Source organism: Xanthomonas sontii (assembly GCF_040529055.1).
In the GTDB taxonomy this organism is placed as follows: domain Bacteria; phylum Pseudomonadota; class Gammaproteobacteria; order Xanthomonadales; family Xanthomonadaceae; genus Xanthomonas_A; species Xanthomonas_A sontii.
In genome coordinates this window covers 4,595,160-4,609,478 of record NZ_CP132342.1, presented here as the reverse complement: position 1 = coordinate 4,609,478, position 14,319 = coordinate 4,595,160, and the positions used below count along the sequence as shown (strand labels likewise).

Genomic DNA, 14,319 nt, shown 5'->3' with positions numbered 1-14,319 from the left:
CGGGATTCGGGAGTAGGGATTCGGGATTGGGTAAAGCCGGCGCCTGATTGATGCCGCGCTTTTTCTCCCTGACACGGGTGCGCGGCATGTCCGCGCTGCCATCCCCGGCGCCGCGTCGCCCGGTGGCGCCTTCGCCGCCTCACGTTTTCATTCTTCCAGCGGATCTTCGATGCTGCGTACCGTTCCCTTGCCGGCCGAGGTCGATCTGCTGGCGCTGCATCGCCTGGCGCCGCAGCGGTATCCGGTGTTGCTGGAATCGGCGGCGTCGGGCACGGCGCAGGGGCGCTGGGATCTGTTGCTGGTCGCCGACGGGCAGGGCCTGCGGCTGGATCGCGATGGGGGCACCCGCGCGCTGGATGGCACGGCGGTCGCCGGCGATTTCCTCGATGCGCTGGACACGCATTGGCAGGCCGAACGCTGCGAGCGCGATGAGCCGCGCTGGCCGTTCCGTGGCGGCTGGGCGCTGCTGCTGGACTACGAACTGGCCGCGCAGGTGGAGCCGGTGCTGCAACTGCCGCCCTCCGCTGCGACCACGCCTGCGGCGCTGGCCTTGCGCTGTCCCGCCGCGCTGCTGCGCGATCACGTCACCGGCGACTGCGTCGCGCTGGCCGAGCCCGCGCATGCGGCGCTGCTGGACGCCGTGCTCGCCGATCTGCAGGCGCTGCCCGCGGCCGCACCGGCGCCGGCGTGGCAGGCGCCGCTGGCGATCGAGGAAGACCCGCCGCAGCGCTTCGTCGACGGCGTGCGCCGCATCCTCGATTACCTGCGCGCCGGCGACGTGTTCCAGGTCAATCTGTCGCGGCGCTGGTCGGCGCGCTTCGCCGCGCCGCTGGCGCCGGCCGCGCTGTACGCGCAGCTGCGCCGCGCCAATCCGGCACCGTTCGCCGGCCTGTTCGTCGGCCACGGCCGCGCCGTGGTCAGTTCCTCGCCGGAACGGCTGGTGTCGGTGCGCGGCGACGTGGTCGAGACCCGGCCGATCGCCGGCACCCGCGCACGCGCGCCGGGCGACGACGAGGCCGCGCGCATCCGCGAACTGGTCGGGCACCCCAAGGAGCGCGCCGAGCACGTGATGCTGATCGACCTGGAGCGCAACGACCTGGGGCGGATCTGCGCGCCGGGCAGCGTCGAGGTCGACGAGCTGATGACCGTGGAGAGCTACGCCCACGTGCACCACATCGTCAGCAACGTGCGCGGCCGGCTGCGTGCGGGCACCACCCCCGGCGAGACGATCCGCGCCACCTTCCCGGGCGGCACCATCACCGGCTGCCCCAAGGTGCGCTGCATGCAGATCATCGCCGAGCTGGAGCAGACCCCGCGCGGCGCCTACACCGGCGCGTTCGGCTGGCTCAACCGCGACGGCGACATGGACCTGAACATCCTCATCCGCACCGCCGAGGTGGACGGCGCGCAGGTGCAGTTCCGTACCGGCGCCGGCATCGTGTTCGATTCCGACCCGGAGCGCGAACTCGACGAGACCCGGGCCAAGGCGCGCGGCCTGCTGCGCGCGCTGGAGCCGTGAGCGGGGCCGCGCGATACCGGCCCATGCCGGCCGCGCGGTATCCTGCACGCCATTGAATTCGCTCCGAGGTGGTCGTGGCTTGGGCTAAACGCGGGTGTCTGACCCTGCTGGGAACATTGCTGGTGCTGGCGCTGCTGGTGGCCGCGGCCGGCGCCTGGTGGTGGCACAGCTATCGCGCCTTCGCCGAGCAACCGCTGCAGGCGAGCCAGCCCAGCGTGGAAGTGGCGCGCGGCGCCTCGCTCAACGGCGTGCTGCGCAAGCTGCGCGCCGCCGGCGTGAACCAGGGCAGCGACCTGCAGTGGCAGGTGCTGGCGCGCGAACTGGGCGTGGCCGGCAAGCTCAAGTTTGGCGAATACGCACTGCAGCCGGCACTGAGCCCGCGCGAACTGCTGCTGCGCATGCGCAAGGGCCAGGTGATCCAGTACCGCTTCACCATCGTCGAAGGCTGGAACGTGCGCCAGCTGCGTAGCGCCTTGAACGCGGCCACGCCGCTGGTACACACCACCACCGACCTCAGCGACAGCGAACTGATGGCCAAGCTCGGCCAGCCCGGCCAGCACCCGGAAGGCCGCTTCCTGCCCGAAACCTACCTCTACCAGCGCGGCGACACCGATCTGCAGGTGCTGCGCCGCGCGCATGCGGCGATGGACAAGGCCCTGGCCGAGGCCTGGGACGCGCGCGCCAAGGACCTGTCGCTGCAGTCGCCGGAGCAGGCGCTGATCCTGGCCTCGATCGTGGAGAAGGAAACCGGCCTGGCCGCCGAGCGCCCGCAGATCGCCGGCGTGTTCGTGCGCCGCCTGCAACTGGGCATGAAGCTGCAGACCGACCCGAGCGTGATCTACGGCATCGGCAGCGCCTACGACGGCAACATCCGCAAGCGCGACCTGGAGACCGATACGCCGTACAACACCTACACCCGCACCGGCCTGACCCCGACCCCGATCGCCATGCCCGGCCGCGAAGCGCTGCGTGCCGCCACCAACCCGGCGCCGGGCGACAGCCTGTATTTCGTGGCCATCGGCGACGGCAGCGGCGCGCATGCGTTCTCCGCCAACTACGCCGAGCACAACGCGGCGGTGGCGCGCTACCTGCAGCGCCTGCGCCAGGCGCGCAGTGACGCGGCGGTGTCGCCATGAGCGAGGCCGTGCTGCGTCACCATCGCTTCGTCAGCCTGGAAGGCGGCGAGGGCGCCGGCAAGACCACCGCGATCAACGCGATCCGCGATGCGTTGCAGGCGCAGGGCCACGAAGTGGTGCTGACCCGCGAACCGGGCGGCACGCCGCTGGCCGAGCGCATCCGCGCGCTGCTGCTGGACAAGACGCCCGGCGAGGTCGCAGAGCCGCTGGCCGCAGAGACCGAACTGCTGCTGGTGTTCGCCGCGCGCGCGCAGCACGTGCGCGAGGTGATCCGCCCGGCGCTGCAGCGCGGCGCCTACGTGGTCAGCGACCGCTTCACCGATTCCAGCTACGCCTACCAGGGCGAAGGCCGCGGCCTGGATCGCGCCTGGATCGCCGACCTGGAACGGCGCGCGGTCGGCCTGCAGCCGGGCCTGACCCTGCTGCTGGACCTGGACGTGCAGATCGGCCGCGCCCGCACCAGCGGCCGCGATCTGTGGCCGGACCGGATCGAGAGCGAGCAGGACGATTTCTTCCAGCGCGTGCGTGCCGGCTTCCGCCAGCGCGCCGCGCAGGACCCGCAGCGCTTCCGCGTCATCGACGCCAGCCAGCCGCCGCAGGCGGTCGCCCAGGCGGTCGCCGCCGCATTGGCGGCGTGGGTGCAGCAGCAACAGGAGCCAACGCCATGAGCGACGTGCCGTTCGCGCCGTGGCAGCAGCGCGCCTACGACCAGACCGTGGCCGCGCTCGATGCGGGCCGCCTCGGCCACGGCCTGCTGATCTGCGGGCCGGAAGGCCTGGGCAAGCGTGCGGTGGCGCTGAAGCTGGCCGCGCACGTACTGGGTCAGGGCGAGCCGGCCGCGGCGCTGCGCAGCGCGCAGTTGATCGCCGCCGGCACCCATCCGGACCTGCAGCTGATCTCGTTCATCCCCAACCGCACCGGCGACAAGCTGCGCACCGAGATCGTCATCGAGCAGGTGCGCGAGATCTCGCAGAAGCTGGCGCTGACTCCGCAGTACGGCGTGGCCCAGGTGGTGGTGGTGGACCCGGCCGACGCGATCAACCGCGCCGCCTGCAATGCCTTGCTGAAGACGCTGGAAGAGCCGCAGCCCGGCCGCTATCTGTGGCTGATCAGCGCGCAGCCGGCGCGCCTGCCGGCGACCATCCGCAGCCGTTGCCAGCGGCTGGAATTCAAGTTGCCGCCGGCCGACGAGGCGATCGCGTGGCTGCTGGCCCAGGACTTTCCCGAGAAGACCGCGCGCGAAGCGCTGGACGCCGCGCGCGGCCATCCCGGCCTGGCCGCGCAGTGGTTGCGCGAGGACGGATTGAAGCTGCGCCGGCAGGTGGCCGCGGACCTGGAGCAGGTCGCCGCCGGCAAGCTCGGCACGCTGGACGCCGCGCAGCGCTGGAGCGGGGACGCACTCGCCGAACAGCGCCTGGGCCATGCCGCCGACCTGGCGCTTGCCCAGGCGTCGCAGGCCGGCTTGACCGACCCGGCGCGATTGCACAAGCTGGCCGCGTGGTTCGACGCCGCCAATCGCACCCGCGACCTGCTGCGGACCACCGTGCGCGCCGACCTGGCGATCGCGGAACTGTTGCTGGCCTGGCGCGATGGCGATCGCCCGGCCCGGAGAGGGGCACAACGATGAGCGCGATGAGCGGACGCCAGGGCATTCTGTCGCTGGCGGTGAAGGACAAGGCGGCGCTGTACAACGCCTACATGCCGTTCGTGAAGAACGGCGGCATCTTCGTGCCCACCCCCAAGCGCTACTTCCTCGGCGACGAAGTGTTCCTGCTGCTGACCCTGCCCGATTCCAGCGAGCGCCTGCCGGTGGCCGGCAAGGTGATCTGGGTGACCCCGGTCGGCGCCCAGGGCAACCGCGCCGCCGGCATCGGCGTGCAGCTGCCGGACAACAGCGAAGGCGAGACCATCCGCACCAAGATCGAGACCCAACTGGCCGGCATCCTCAACGCCGACAAGCCGACCCAGACCATGTAGCGGCCGCGCGGCGACGCCGCGCCACCGACCTCGACAGGACCCATTGACGCCGCGCGCCACAGCCCTATAATGTGCGGCTCGCGACACGGGCGGTTAGCTCAGCGGTAGAGCATTGCCTTCACACGGCAAGGGTCGCAGGTTCGAACCCTGCACCGCCCACCACGGATTTGATTGTCATGAAAAAGCCGGCCTCGTGCTGGCTTTTTTGTTTTTGCAACTTTGGCGCCGGCTGCTCAATGGCCTGTTTAGGGTGTTTGGTGAAGCTGAAGAGGCTGATGCTAGAAGCCTTTCAGGCCAGTGCCGACGTGCCTCCCTTCCTGCCGCTTGCCACTCTGTGTGGCTGGCCCTGATTCCGCTAAAGTACCCACCATGACGAAAGACACCATCCCCGGGGGGCTGCTGATCGCCATCGAGGGTATCGATGGGGCAGGCAAGTCCACGCTCGCTCGAAGCCTTGCCGCAGCTCTTGAGGCAAACGGTGCGGTGGTTAATCTGAGCAAGGAGCCAACCACCGGCCCTTGGGGAATGAAGCTGCGAGATTCAGCTGCTGTGGGTAGGCTGAGCCCGGCGCAGGAGGTGGAGTACCTGCTTTTGGATCGCCAGCAACATGTGCATGAACTCATTGCGCCAGCGCTGGAGCGTGGCGAGATTGTCATCTTAGACAGATATTTTCCGTCGATGATCGCATATCAAGGGGCTGCCGGTTTGCCCGTAGATGAGCTCCTTCAGGCGAATAGCTTTGCACCTCGCCCGAATCTGCTGCTGTTGTTGGACTTGGATCCGCTAGTCGGCTTGCAGCGAATTCGCGCGCGCGGAGATGCTCCTAATCATTTTGAAACTCCTGATAATCTCGAGAAATGTCGAGCAATCTTTTTGGCGTTAGCAGACTCTCGCATGCGGCGTATCGATGCCAGTAAAGATGCAGAGGCTGTTCTGCTTGATGCACGTGCATATGTGGCTTGGGCTATAGGTGAACGATTGGCTGCCGCTGGCATGACAGTTGAGAATGTAGAGAAAATGGGAAGGCTTAATGCTGATGCATTTCTCTGATTGGTAGAGGGTGATCCTCAAATTTCGCGCTAATTATTTGATTGTCGTGCCGTGATGTGTCTTGGGTTTGGCTTCTTGGGTGGTTTTAATAATTTCAATATTTTTGATCGACTTCCTCAAGTTGATTAATTGAATTTAGCAAGCGAAGCGCATTATTTGGGTTGCGAAGTAGATAGGCGGTTTCCTCCATCGCTTTGTAGTCCTCTAGTGATAGCATGACTACGACTTTCTTGCGGCCACGCGTGATGATCACTGGCTCGTGGTTATTGACCACGCGGTCCATAATGTCCGCTAGAGAAGAACGTGCAGCACTGTAGGTGATTGTGTCCATGCTGTGCTCGAAGTTGTACAAGAATTTGTACGCTCATTAGGAGGCTTATCAATGGACATTATCAAACTAGCACTGTTGGTGACTGGCGATCTTCGGTCGAACGGATGGTGCTGTGGTTGGGCGCGTTAGGCTCACAGCCCGCTCACGGCATCGCTCGATACTGCACGCATGCCCGAAGGTCCCTCGATCGTCATCCTGAAGGAAGAAGCCGCCGCGTTCGCCGGGCGCAAGGTGTTGCGGGTGTCCGGCAACAGCAAGCTGGATCTGGAGCGGATGCGAGGGCGCAAGATCCTGTCGCTGCGCAGTTGGGGCAAGCATTTCCTGATCGAGTTCGATGCGTTCAGTGTGCGCATCCATTTCCTGCTGTTCGGCAGCTACCGGATCAATGCGCGCAAGGATGCGTCGGCGCGTTTGAGCCTGGGTTTCGCCAAGGGTGAGGAACTGAATTTCTACGCGTGTTCGATCAAGTTCATCGACGGTCCACTGGATGCGGCCTACGACTGGACCGCGGACGTGATGAATCCCGACTGGGATGCGGCGCAGGCGCGGCGCAAGTTGCGGCAGCGGCCGCATGCGCTCGCCGCCGATGCCTTGCTGGATCAGGACGTGTTCGCCGGGGTCGGCAACATCATCAAGAACGAGGTGCTGCACCGCATCCGTGTGCATCCCGAGAGCGAGATCGGCGCGTTGCCGCCTCGCAAGCTGGGCGAACTGGTGACACAGGCGCGTGAGTACAGCTTCGATTTCTATCGCTGGAAGAAAGCCTACGAACTGAAGAAGCACTACCAGGTGCACACCAAGACGGTGTGTCCGCGCGACGGTCATTTGCTCACGTATCGCAAGCAACTCGGCAGGGCGCAGCGGCGCGCGTTCTTCTGCGAGCATTGTCAGCGGCGGTATGCGTTGGCAGAGGTGCAGGCCGAGATTTTTAAGTAGTCCGTCCTGCCTGGTCAGTAGGTTCGAGGATGCGGGTGCCTCAAGCAGGAATGCACAGGTGCACCTTCAGCTGGCACGACGTTGATCCAGGCGCTACTGCGGCATTGACGCTTGCGACCTCAATGAAAATCCCGGCTGCGGATGTCCAGGCCGAGCAGCATGGGCGTCAGGTCTTCGAGGTGGGCGGCGATCAGGTGGCGGACCTTGCCCTCGGTCTCGACGCGGCCGCGCACCAGCAGCAGTTGGGATTCGAGCAGGGCCTGGCGCTGGCGTTCGGCCAGGCGCCGCCACACCACCACGTTGACCAGGCCATGCTCGTCTTCGAGGGTGACGAAAGTGACGCCGCTGGCGGTCTGTGGGCGTTGGCGCATGGTCACCAGGCCGGCTATGGAGACTGCACTGGCATGCGGCAAAGCGCGCAGCTCGCCGGAATGGCGGTAGCGGCGCGCGCGTAGCTGCGCGCGCAGCAGGGTCAACGGGTGCTTGCCCAGGGTGGTGCCGAGCGTCGCGTAGTCGGCGCGGATGTCTTCGCCCTGGCTGGGCAGCGGAAGCGCGACCTGCTGTTCGGGCGTCGCTGCGAGCGCTTCGAACAGCGGGCGCTGCGCCTCGACGCCGGCCACGGCCCAGCGTGCGCGATGGCGATGGCCGGCCAGCGCTTTCAACGCCCCGGCGTCGGCGAGCGCGGCGCGGGCCTTGTCGTCGAGTGCAGCGCGGTGGCACAGGTCGGCGAGGTCGTGGAATGGGGCGTGCGCGCGCGCCTGCTGCAGGCGCAGGGCGGCGTCCTCGGCCAGGCCGCGGACCAGGCGCAGGCCCAGGCGGATCGCCGGCTGCACCTGCGCGTCGGGACTATGCGCTTCCAGGCTGCAATCCCAGTCGCTGTAGCGCACGTCCACCGGTCGCACCTGCAGGCCGTGGCGACGCGCGTCCTGCAGCAACTGATCGGGGCTGTAGAAGCCCATCGGCCAACTGTTGATCAGCGCGCAGGTGAACGCGGCCGGTTCGTGGCACTTGAGCCAGCAACTGGCGTAGGTGAGCAGGGCGAAGCTGGCGGCGTGGCTTTCGGGAAAGCCGTAGCTGCCGAAGCCCTTGATCTGTTCGAAGATGCGTCCGGCGAATTCGGCGGTGTAGTTCCTCTCCAGCATGCCCTGCAACAACTTGTCGCGATGCGGTTCCAGCCCGCCGTGGCGTTTCCAGGCCGCCATCGAACGGCGCAACTGATCGGCCTGGCCCGGCGTGTAGCCGGCGGCGACCACCGCCAGTTGCATCACCTGTTCCTGGAACAGCGGTACGCCGAGCGTGCGCTTGAACACCTCGCGCAACTCGTCTGGCAGATCGTCGGTGGCCTCCTCGCCGCTGCGCCGACGCAGGTATGGATGCACCATGCCGCCCTGGATCGGGCCGGGGCGCACGATCGCCACCTGGATGACCAGATCGTAGAACTCTTTCGGCTGCAGCCGCGGCAGCATCGCCATCTGCGCGCGCGATTCGATCTGGAACACGCCGATGGTGTCGGCGCGTTGGATCATCGCGTAGGTCTCAGGGTCTTCGGCAGGAATGGTCGCAAGCGTGTAGTCGCGGCCGCGGTGCGCGCGCAGCAGGTCCAGGGTGCGCCGCAGCGCGCTGAGCATGCCCAGCGCGAGCACGTCGACCTTCATCAGTCCGACCAGTTCCAGGTCGTCCTTGTCCCACTGGATCACAGTGCGCTCGGCCATGGTCGCGTTCTCCACCGGCACCAGGGTGTGCAGCGCATGCTCGGAGATGACGAAGCCGCCGGGATGCTGCGACAGGTGCCGCGGGAAGCCGATCAGTTGGCCGGCGAGCACCAGCAGCCGCCGCATCACCGGCGTGTCCGGGTCGAAGCCGCGTTCGCGCAGCAGTTCCTGTGCAGACTCCACCGGATCGCGCTGGCCCAGCGCGGAGGACAGCGCATCGACGGTGTCGCTGGGCAGGCCCAGTGCGCGCGCCACGTCGCGCACCGCGCTGCGCGTGTGGTAGCTGATCGCAACCGCGGCCAGTGCGGCGCGCTCGCGGCCGTAGTGGCGGAAGATGTACTGGATCACTTCCTCGCGGCGGTCGTGCTCGAAATCGATGTCGATGTCCGGCCGCTCCTTGCGCTCTTCGGAGATGAAGCGCTCGAACAGCATGCCGATGCGGTCCGGATCGATCGCGGTGATGCCCAGCGCATAACACACCGCCGAGTTCGCCGCCGAGCCGCGACCCTGGCACAGGATGTCCTTGGAGCGCGCGAAGCGCACCAGGTCGTAGACGGTGAGGAAGTAGGACTCGTACTTCAGCCGCTCGATCACGCCGAGTTCGTGTTCGATCAGGCGCCGGGCCTTGTCCGGCACGCCGTGCGGCCAGCGCTGCGCCGCGCCGCGTTCGGTGAGGATGCGCAGCCACTGCGTGGGTGTGTGTCCGGGCGGTACCAGTTCGTGCGGGTATTCGTATTGCAGTTGGCCGAGGTTGAATGTGCAGCGCTGGGCGATGCGCACGGTTTCGGCCAGCAGCGCCGGCGGATACAGCGACGCCAGCGTGGTGCGCGGGCGCAGGTGACGTTCGCCGTTGGGATACAGGTGGGCACCGGCTTCGTGCAGTGGCAGGCGCTGGCGGATTGCGGTCAAGGTGTCCTGCAACGCGCGGCGGCCGCGCGCATGCATGTGCACGTCGCCGCAGGCCACGGCGGGCAGTTGCAGTGCATGCGCCAACTGCAGCCGCGCCTGCAGCAACGTGGCGTCGTCGGGGCCGCGCAGCAGTTCCACCGCCAGCCAGAGCCGCTGCGGGAAACCGGCTTGCAGCCAGGCGCCGTCCGCGGCGTCGTCGCCATCGCCGCGCGCTAGCCACAGGCACAGCAGGCCGGCGCCGTCGTCCGCGCTGGCCAGATCCTCGCGCAGCGCGCGGTAGCTGCCTTTGTCGGCGCGGCGCCGGGCCAGGGTGATCAGCCGGCACAGCCGCTGGTAGCCGTGCAGGGTCTCGGCCAGCAGCACCAGCTTGGGGCCGTGCTCGAACTGGATCTCGCTGCCGACGATGAGGTGCAGGCCCATGTCCCGGGCCGCCTGCCAGGCACGCACGATGCCGGCCAGGCTGCACTCGTCGGTGATCGCCAGCGCCCGGTAGCCGTGGTGCAGCGCGCGTTCGCACAGTTCCCAGGGGTGCGAGGCGCCACGCTGGAAGCTGAAGTTGGACAGGCAATGCAGTTCGGCGTAGTCGGGCAGGGTGGGGTCGGCTGGCGCGTGCGGCGTGCTGGTGGCGGGCGCGCTGGTTTGCGCAGGCGCCGGCGTCGGCAGCAGCCGCAGGCGCGGCGGCATGCGCGGATGCGGCGGGGTGTGGCTCATGCGAACCAGCCGTGCAGCATCAGTGCGTCCGGCGCGTCGGCCGGGGCGAAGGCCCAGGCGCGCTGGCCCTGGCGGGTGCGCACGACGTAGTAGTCGCGACGCACGTCGCCATCGTCCCACCAGCCGCTCTCGATGCGCTCCGGACCGGCCAGACGCTCGGGCGCGCGCTCGCGCAGCGGAATTGGCTGCTGCAGCAGCCAGCCGGGGCGTGGCGGTGCGGCGGCGGGTGTGCTCGTGCTGCGCGCCGTGCTGGATTCGGCGCGCCAGGCCAGTTCCGGGCGATGGTCGGCGTGCGCGCGCAGGCCGTGCACGGCGTCGTCGCCCAGGCGTGCGCGCAGGCGTTCGCGTAGTTGCTCCCACGGCAGCGCCTGTTGCGCGCGCTCGTCGAACAGTTCGCGCGCGGCCGGCACGAACGGCGGCAGTTCGTCGGCACACAGGCGCAGCGCCTGCACCGGCGCCGGCACGCTGGCCTGCTGCAAGCGCCCGCGCGCCAGCTCGAACAGCATCGCCGCATCGCGCTCGGCGGCGAGCAGGCCCACCGGCACCACGCTGGACTCCAGGTCCTCGTGTTCCAGCAGCAGGCGGAAGCGCTGCACGCCGCCGTCGCGTCCGGCCAGGAACGCGGCCAGGTCCTGGGTCAGGCGACGCAGCGGGAACAGCAGAGCCTGGTTGGATTCGGTGGCATAGCCCAGTTCCACGCGCGCATCGAAGCGGTCCGGCGGCAGGTAGTACTGCAGCGGCAGCGGCGCCTGCCCGCGCAACGCGTCCAGGTGCTGCAGCAGGGCCGGCGGATAGCGCCGCGCCAGCCCGGTGCGCGGCAGCGCGAACAGCTGCTGCAGGCGGCGCAGGCCCATCCGCGCGAAGCCCTCGGCCAGGGCCGGCGACAACCCGGCGCGGGCGATCGGCAACTGCCCCAGCGCGCGCTGCAGCGCGGCGTTGTCGAGCAGGGCGATGCCGTCGTGGGCATTGACCAGCGCGCGCGCGGCCAGCGGATGCGGCGCGACCACGATGCGGTGGCGGAAGCCCAGCGCGGTCAGTTCCTCGCGCAGTCGCGCCTCGAAACGCGGCCATGGCCCGAACAGGCCGAGGCTGGCCTCGATCTCCAGCAGCAGCGCGCCGGGGTAGTCGGTGCTGACCAGCGAACTGAAGCGGTACGCCCACGCCGCAAGGAACTGCTGGCTGCGGCGGCTTTCTTCGGCATCGTGCAGGGCTGTGGCGAAGCGATCGCACAGCGCTTGCGCGGTGACCAGCGATTGTCCGGGGCGCAGGCCGCGGGCGCGCGCGGCGGCGTTGACCGCCTTCAGCGTGCGCCGCTGCGGCGGGCCGTCGAGCAACGCCAGCGGTTCGTCCGGCGTCGGCCAGCGACGCAGGACGGTGTCCAGCGCCAGTTGCGGCAACAGGATGCAGGCCCAGCGCACGGCAGCGGCCTCACCCGGTCGCCAGGGCGGACAGGGCGATCGGCCGCGCCGGCGCCAGCCCGCCGCGGCACTTGAGCACGCGCAGTTGCGCCGGCGCGGCGTCGATGGCGATGCGCAGCGCGGCCGGCGACGGATTGGCGGCGGCCTTCAGCGGCCGGTAGGCGAAGCCCAGGGTGCGTCCGGTCTCGGCGGCCACCTGCAGCCGGCGCAGGGTCTTGTCGCCGGCCAGCCCCGGCCAGCACAGCACCGTCGCGCAACTGCCCGAACGCAGGCATTGCTCGGCGGCCCAGGCCGCATCCGCACCGGCACGGACGATCTGCACCTGCGCCAGCGCCACCCCGGCCTGGGCCCAGGCGGCGGGGTAGGGCAGGTACGGCGGATCGACCAGCACGATGCGGCCGCCGCCTTGCGACAGCCGTGCCAGGGTCGGCCACAGCAGCTGCAGCTCGCCGATGCCGTCGGCGGCGTGCAGCAGTTCGGTCAGGGCCATCTCCGGCCAGCCGCGCGCGGGCAGCACCGCGTCCAGCGCGGCGTGCCCGGTGGGCTGCGCGCTGGGCGGCAGCGCCGTCGGCTGGCCGCGCCAGACCCGGCGCTCGGCCAGCAGGCGATCGAGGGCGACGACGGCGGCCATCAGCCGGGCCGGATCAGGCCGCAGTAATGCCCTTCGATGGCGAAGTCCTGCCCGGGAGCGACCACGATCGGCGCATAGGCAGGATTGCGCGGCAGCAGCGCGATGCCATCGCCATCGGCGCGGTAGCGCTTGATGGTGAGTTCGCCGTCCAGCCGTGCCACCACGATCTGGCCGTTGCGCGCATCGGCGGCGCGGCGCACCCCGACCAGGTCGCCGTCGAGGATGCCGTCGTCGATCATCGAGTCGCCCTGCACCCGCAGCAGGTAGTCCGGGCGCAGCGCGAACACCGCGCGGTCCAGGCGCAACTGCTGGTCCAGGCCGATGTCGGCGCCGATCGGCACGCCGGCGGCGACCCGGCCCAGCACCGGCAACTGCAGTAGTTCGCTGCGGCTGCCGGCCTGCGCCGGGCGCAGGCTGCGCGCCTGCTGCGGCACCTGCGCCAGCAGCCCGGCCTCGACCAGCGCCTGCACGTGCTTGCGCGCGGCATTGCGCGAGGCGAAGCCGAAGCGTTCGGCGATCTCGGCCAGGCTTGGCGGCCGCCCGTCCTGCTCGATGCAGGCATGGACGTAGGCGAGGATGGCGGCGCGCTGCGGGGACAGGGTGGTCATGGTGTACATTTGTACACCTTTGGCGGTGCCTTTGGCGAGATGGGGGCGCTGAACGGGTTTGGCGTCTCCCGACGTGTCAGCTACGTCCAGCGCCATCCTCCGGCATCGCCCCGGCGTAGCGGGCGCGGGGGCGGATCAGCTTGCCCAGGGCCTGCTGTTCCAGGGCGTGGGCCAGCCAGCCGGCCTGGCGGGCGGCGGCGAACAGCACCAGGGCGTGCGCCGCCGGCAGGTCGTGGACGAAGCAGAGCGCGGCGAGCAGGCAGTCGATGTTCGGGCGCTGGCCGCTGCAGTCCTGGGCGGCGGCGATCACCGCGTCCACGTGCTGCATCCGCGCGCTGTCGCCGCTGCGTTCGCGCAGCAGACGCAGCACTTCGGCCGCGCGCGGGTCGCCGTCGGGGTACAGGGCGTGGTGGAAGCCGGGCAGGTCGTCGCCGCGCTGCCAGCGTTCGGCGATCAGGGCGGCGGCGCTGGGCGCGTCCTGGGCGTCGCGCAGCAGGGCGTGGGCGCGGGCGGTGGCGCCGCCGTGGCGCGGGCCGGACAGGGCGGCCAGGCCGGCGCTGACGGTGGCGTGCAGCGGCGCGCCGGTGGAGGCGACCACGCGGGCGGCGAAGGCGGAGACGTTGAGTTCGTGGTCGGCGCACAGCAGCAGCGCGGCGCGCACCAGTTCGGCGAAGTCGGCGTCGCCGGGACGCCAGTGGTCGGCGATCAGGCGATGCAGCGGGCGTGCGTCCGGCGCGGTGCCGACCAGCAGCGCGGCGTTCTGCCGCAGCAGGGTGGCGGCGATCTCGCGGCGCACGCCGGGGGCGGCGTTGAGCGACTGGCGCAGGTCCAGGGCCAGCAGCGGGATGCAGGCCATGGCGCGTTCCAGCGGCGGCAGCGCGACATGCCCGGCCAGCGGCGCCAGCACCGCCGGCCACGGCGCGACCGGGGCGCTGGCGAACGGGTCTTCGCCGTCGGGGCAGTCCCACAGCAGCCGCGCGACGTCCTCCAGGCTGGCGCCGGCGCGGACCATGGCCACCGCCGAGCGTCCGCGGTAGTAGGGGCCGTCCGGGCGGATCAGCGAGATCCGCGTCTCCAGCACTGGCAGGCCGCGGTCCAGGCTCTGCGCGGCACCGCGCGCGGCGCCGCGGCCGGCGCGTTTGCGCTGCGCCAGCCGCTCCACTTCGGCGCGCAGATAGGCGCGGCTGCGGTGGTCGGGACCAGCGCGCGAGCTGAGCAGGCCGCGGCTGACATAGGCGTACAAGGTGGCGCTGCTGATGCCGAGCAGGGCGCAGGCCTCCGCGGCGGAGATCAGGTTGCGGTCGGGGCTGTCGGACATGAAGGGATGATAGGTTGATTCATTGAATCAAGATTGATCCGTGCCGGCGAGAGTGCCAGATTG

Annotated in this window: 13 protein-coding genes and 1 tRNA gene; 8 read left to right on the top strand and 6 right to left on the bottom strand. The window is 69.5% G+C overall.

Going from position 1 to position 14,319, the window contains the following annotated elements; translation table 11 throughout:
* Positions 1 to 169: 169 nt before the first annotated feature.
* The 7 genes from RAB70_RS19390 to tmk (RAB70_RS19360) all read left to right on the top strand — a co-directional run bounded on the left by RAB70_RS19390 (position 170) and on the right by tmk (RAB70_RS19360) (position 5,682).
* Positions 170 to 1,519, top strand: a complete 1,350-nt coding sequence (locus tag RAB70_RS19390; RefSeq protein ID WP_148830287.1) for an aminodeoxychorismate synthase component I — start codon at positions 170 to 172, stop codon at positions 1,517 to 1,519.
* Positions 1,520 to 1,587: 68 nt separating this feature from the next.
* Positions 1,588 to 2,655 carry an endolytic transglycosylase MltG gene (mltG, locus tag RAB70_RS19385; protein WP_408068846.1) on the top strand — a complete coding sequence of 356 codons (1,068 nt, stop codon included), beginning with the start codon at positions 1,588 to 1,590 and terminating at the stop codon, positions 2,653 to 2,655.
* Positions 2,652 to 3,323 (top strand): dTMP kinase, encoded by a 672-nt coding sequence (tmk, locus tag RAB70_RS19380; protein ID WP_017917512.1) that lies wholly within the window; start codon positions 2,652 to 2,654, stop codon positions 3,321 to 3,323. The genes mltG and tmk (RAB70_RS19380) overlap by 4 nt, the downstream gene beginning before the upstream one ends.
* Positions 3,320 to 4,282 (top strand): DNA polymerase III subunit delta', encoded by a 963-nt coding sequence (locus RAB70_RS19375; protein WP_148830285.1) that lies wholly within the window; start codon positions 3,320 to 3,322, stop codon positions 4,280 to 4,282. Before tmk (RAB70_RS19380) ends, RAB70_RS19375 begins: the two co-directional genes overlap by 4 nt.
* Complete coding sequence (locus tag RAB70_RS19370; protein ID WP_010342469.1) at positions 4,279 to 4,632, top strand: PilZ domain-containing protein; 354 nt, start codon at positions 4,279 to 4,281, stop codon at positions 4,630 to 4,632. The genes RAB70_RS19375 and RAB70_RS19370 overlap by 4 nt, the downstream gene beginning before the upstream one ends.
* Positions 4,633 to 4,719: 87 nt before the next feature.
* Positions 4,720 to 4,794 (top strand) — tRNA-Val (locus tag RAB70_RS19365).
* 207 nt (positions 4,795 to 5,001) lie between these two features.
* Positions 5,002 to 5,682, top strand: coding sequence for a dTMP kinase (tmk, locus tag RAB70_RS19360; RefSeq protein WP_148830284.1), 681 nt, complete (start codon positions 5,002 to 5,004; stop codon positions 5,680 to 5,682).
* Between the two features lie 94 nt (positions 5,683 to 5,776).
* Here tmk (RAB70_RS19360) and RAB70_RS19355 read toward each other — a convergent pair whose 3' ends face one another.
* A complete protein-coding gene (locus RAB70_RS19355) occupies positions 5,777 to 6,013 on the bottom strand; it encodes a type II toxin-antitoxin system Phd/YefM family antitoxin (protein ID WP_148830283.1) in 237 nt (78 codons plus the stop codon).
* Between the two features lie 168 nt (positions 6,014 to 6,181).
* Here RAB70_RS19355 and RAB70_RS19350 point away from each other — a divergent pair, with 168 nt between their 5' ends.
* Positions 6,182 to 6,949 carry a DNA-formamidopyrimidine glycosylase family protein gene (locus tag RAB70_RS19350; protein ID WP_148830282.1) on the top strand — a complete coding sequence of 256 codons (768 nt, stop codon included), beginning with the start codon at positions 6,182 to 6,184 and terminating at the stop codon, positions 6,947 to 6,949.
* A gap of 119 nt (positions 6,950 to 7,068) precedes the next feature.
* On the opposite strand, the gene RAB70_RS19345 is transcribed toward RAB70_RS19350, so the two are convergent.
* The 5 genes from RAB70_RS19345 to RAB70_RS19325 all read right to left on the bottom strand — a co-directional run bounded on the left by RAB70_RS19345 (position 7,069) and on the right by RAB70_RS19325 (position 14,256).
* Positions 7,069 to 10,281, bottom strand: coding sequence for an error-prone DNA polymerase (locus RAB70_RS19345; protein WP_249042203.1), 3,213 nt, complete (start codon positions 10,279 to 10,281; stop codon positions 7,069 to 7,071).
* On the bottom strand, positions 10,278 to 11,699 hold the full coding sequence (locus RAB70_RS19340) for a DNA polymerase Y family protein (RefSeq protein ID WP_148830281.1): 1,422 nt from the start codon (positions 11,697 to 11,699) through the stop codon (positions 10,278 to 10,280). Before RAB70_RS19340 ends, RAB70_RS19345 begins: the two co-directional genes overlap by 4 nt.
* Positions 11,700 to 11,709: 10 nt before the next feature.
* Positions 11,710 to 12,330, bottom strand: a complete 621-nt coding sequence (gene imuA, locus RAB70_RS19335; RefSeq protein WP_148830280.1) for a translesion DNA synthesis-associated protein ImuA — start codon at positions 12,328 to 12,330, stop codon at positions 11,710 to 11,712.
* Positions 12,330 to 12,938 (bottom strand): transcriptional repressor LexA, encoded by a 609-nt coding sequence (lexA, locus tag RAB70_RS19330; RefSeq protein ID WP_148830279.1) that lies wholly within the window; start codon positions 12,936 to 12,938, stop codon positions 12,330 to 12,332. Before lexA ends, imuA begins: the two co-directional genes overlap by 1 nt.
* Positions 12,939 to 13,014: 76 nt before the next feature.
* Positions 13,015 to 14,256 carry a citrate synthase family protein gene (locus RAB70_RS19325; RefSeq protein WP_265530779.1) on the bottom strand — a complete coding sequence of 414 codons (1,242 nt, stop codon included), beginning with the start codon at positions 14,254 to 14,256 and terminating at the stop codon, positions 13,015 to 13,017.
* Positions 14,257 to 14,319 lie beyond the last annotated feature (63 nt).

What these genes read in the sequence shown, in the direction of transcription:
- RAB70_RS19390 (WP_148830287.1), top strand. Translation starts at nt 170, where the DNA reads ATGCTGCGTACCGTTCCCTTGCCGGCCGAGGTCGATCTGCTGGCGCTG.
- tmk (WP_017917512.1), top strand. Translation starts at nt 2,652, where the DNA reads ATGAGCGAGGCCGTGCTGCGTCACCATCGCTTCGTCAGCCTGGAAGGC.
- RAB70_RS19375 (WP_148830285.1), top strand. Translation starts at nt 3,320, where the DNA reads ATGAGCGACGTGCCGTTCGCGCCGTGGCAGCAGCGCGCCTACGACCAG.
- RAB70_RS19370 (WP_010342469.1), top strand. Translation starts at nt 4,279, where the DNA reads ATGAGCGCGATGAGCGGACGCCAGGGCATTCTGTCGCTGGCGGTGAAG.
- tmk (WP_148830284.1), top strand. Translation starts at nt 5,002, where the DNA reads ATGACGAAAGACACCATCCCCGGGGGGCTGCTGATCGCCATCGAGGGT.
- RAB70_RS19355 (WP_148830283.1), bottom strand. Translation starts at nt 6,013, where the DNA reads ATGGACACAATCACCTACAGTGCTGCACGTTCTTCTCTAGCGGACATT.
- RAB70_RS19350 (WP_148830282.1), top strand. Translation starts at nt 6,182, where the DNA reads ATGCCCGAAGGTCCCTCGATCGTCATCCTGAAGGAAGAAGCCGCCGCG.
- RAB70_RS19345 (WP_249042203.1), bottom strand. Translation starts at nt 10,281, where the DNA reads ATGAGCCACACCCCGCCGCATCCGCGCATGCCGCCGCGCCTGCGGCTG.
- imuA (WP_148830280.1), bottom strand. Translation starts at nt 12,330, where the DNA reads ATGGCCGCCGTCGTCGCCCTCGATCGCCTGCTGGCCGAGCGCCGGGTC.
- lexA (WP_148830279.1), bottom strand. Translation starts at nt 12,938, where the DNA reads ATGACCACCCTGTCCCCGCAGCGCGCCGCCATCCTCGCCTACGTCCAT.
- RAB70_RS19325 (WP_265530779.1), bottom strand. Translation starts at nt 14,256, where the DNA reads ATGTCCGACAGCCCCGACCGCAACCTGATCTCCGCCGCGGAGGCCTGC.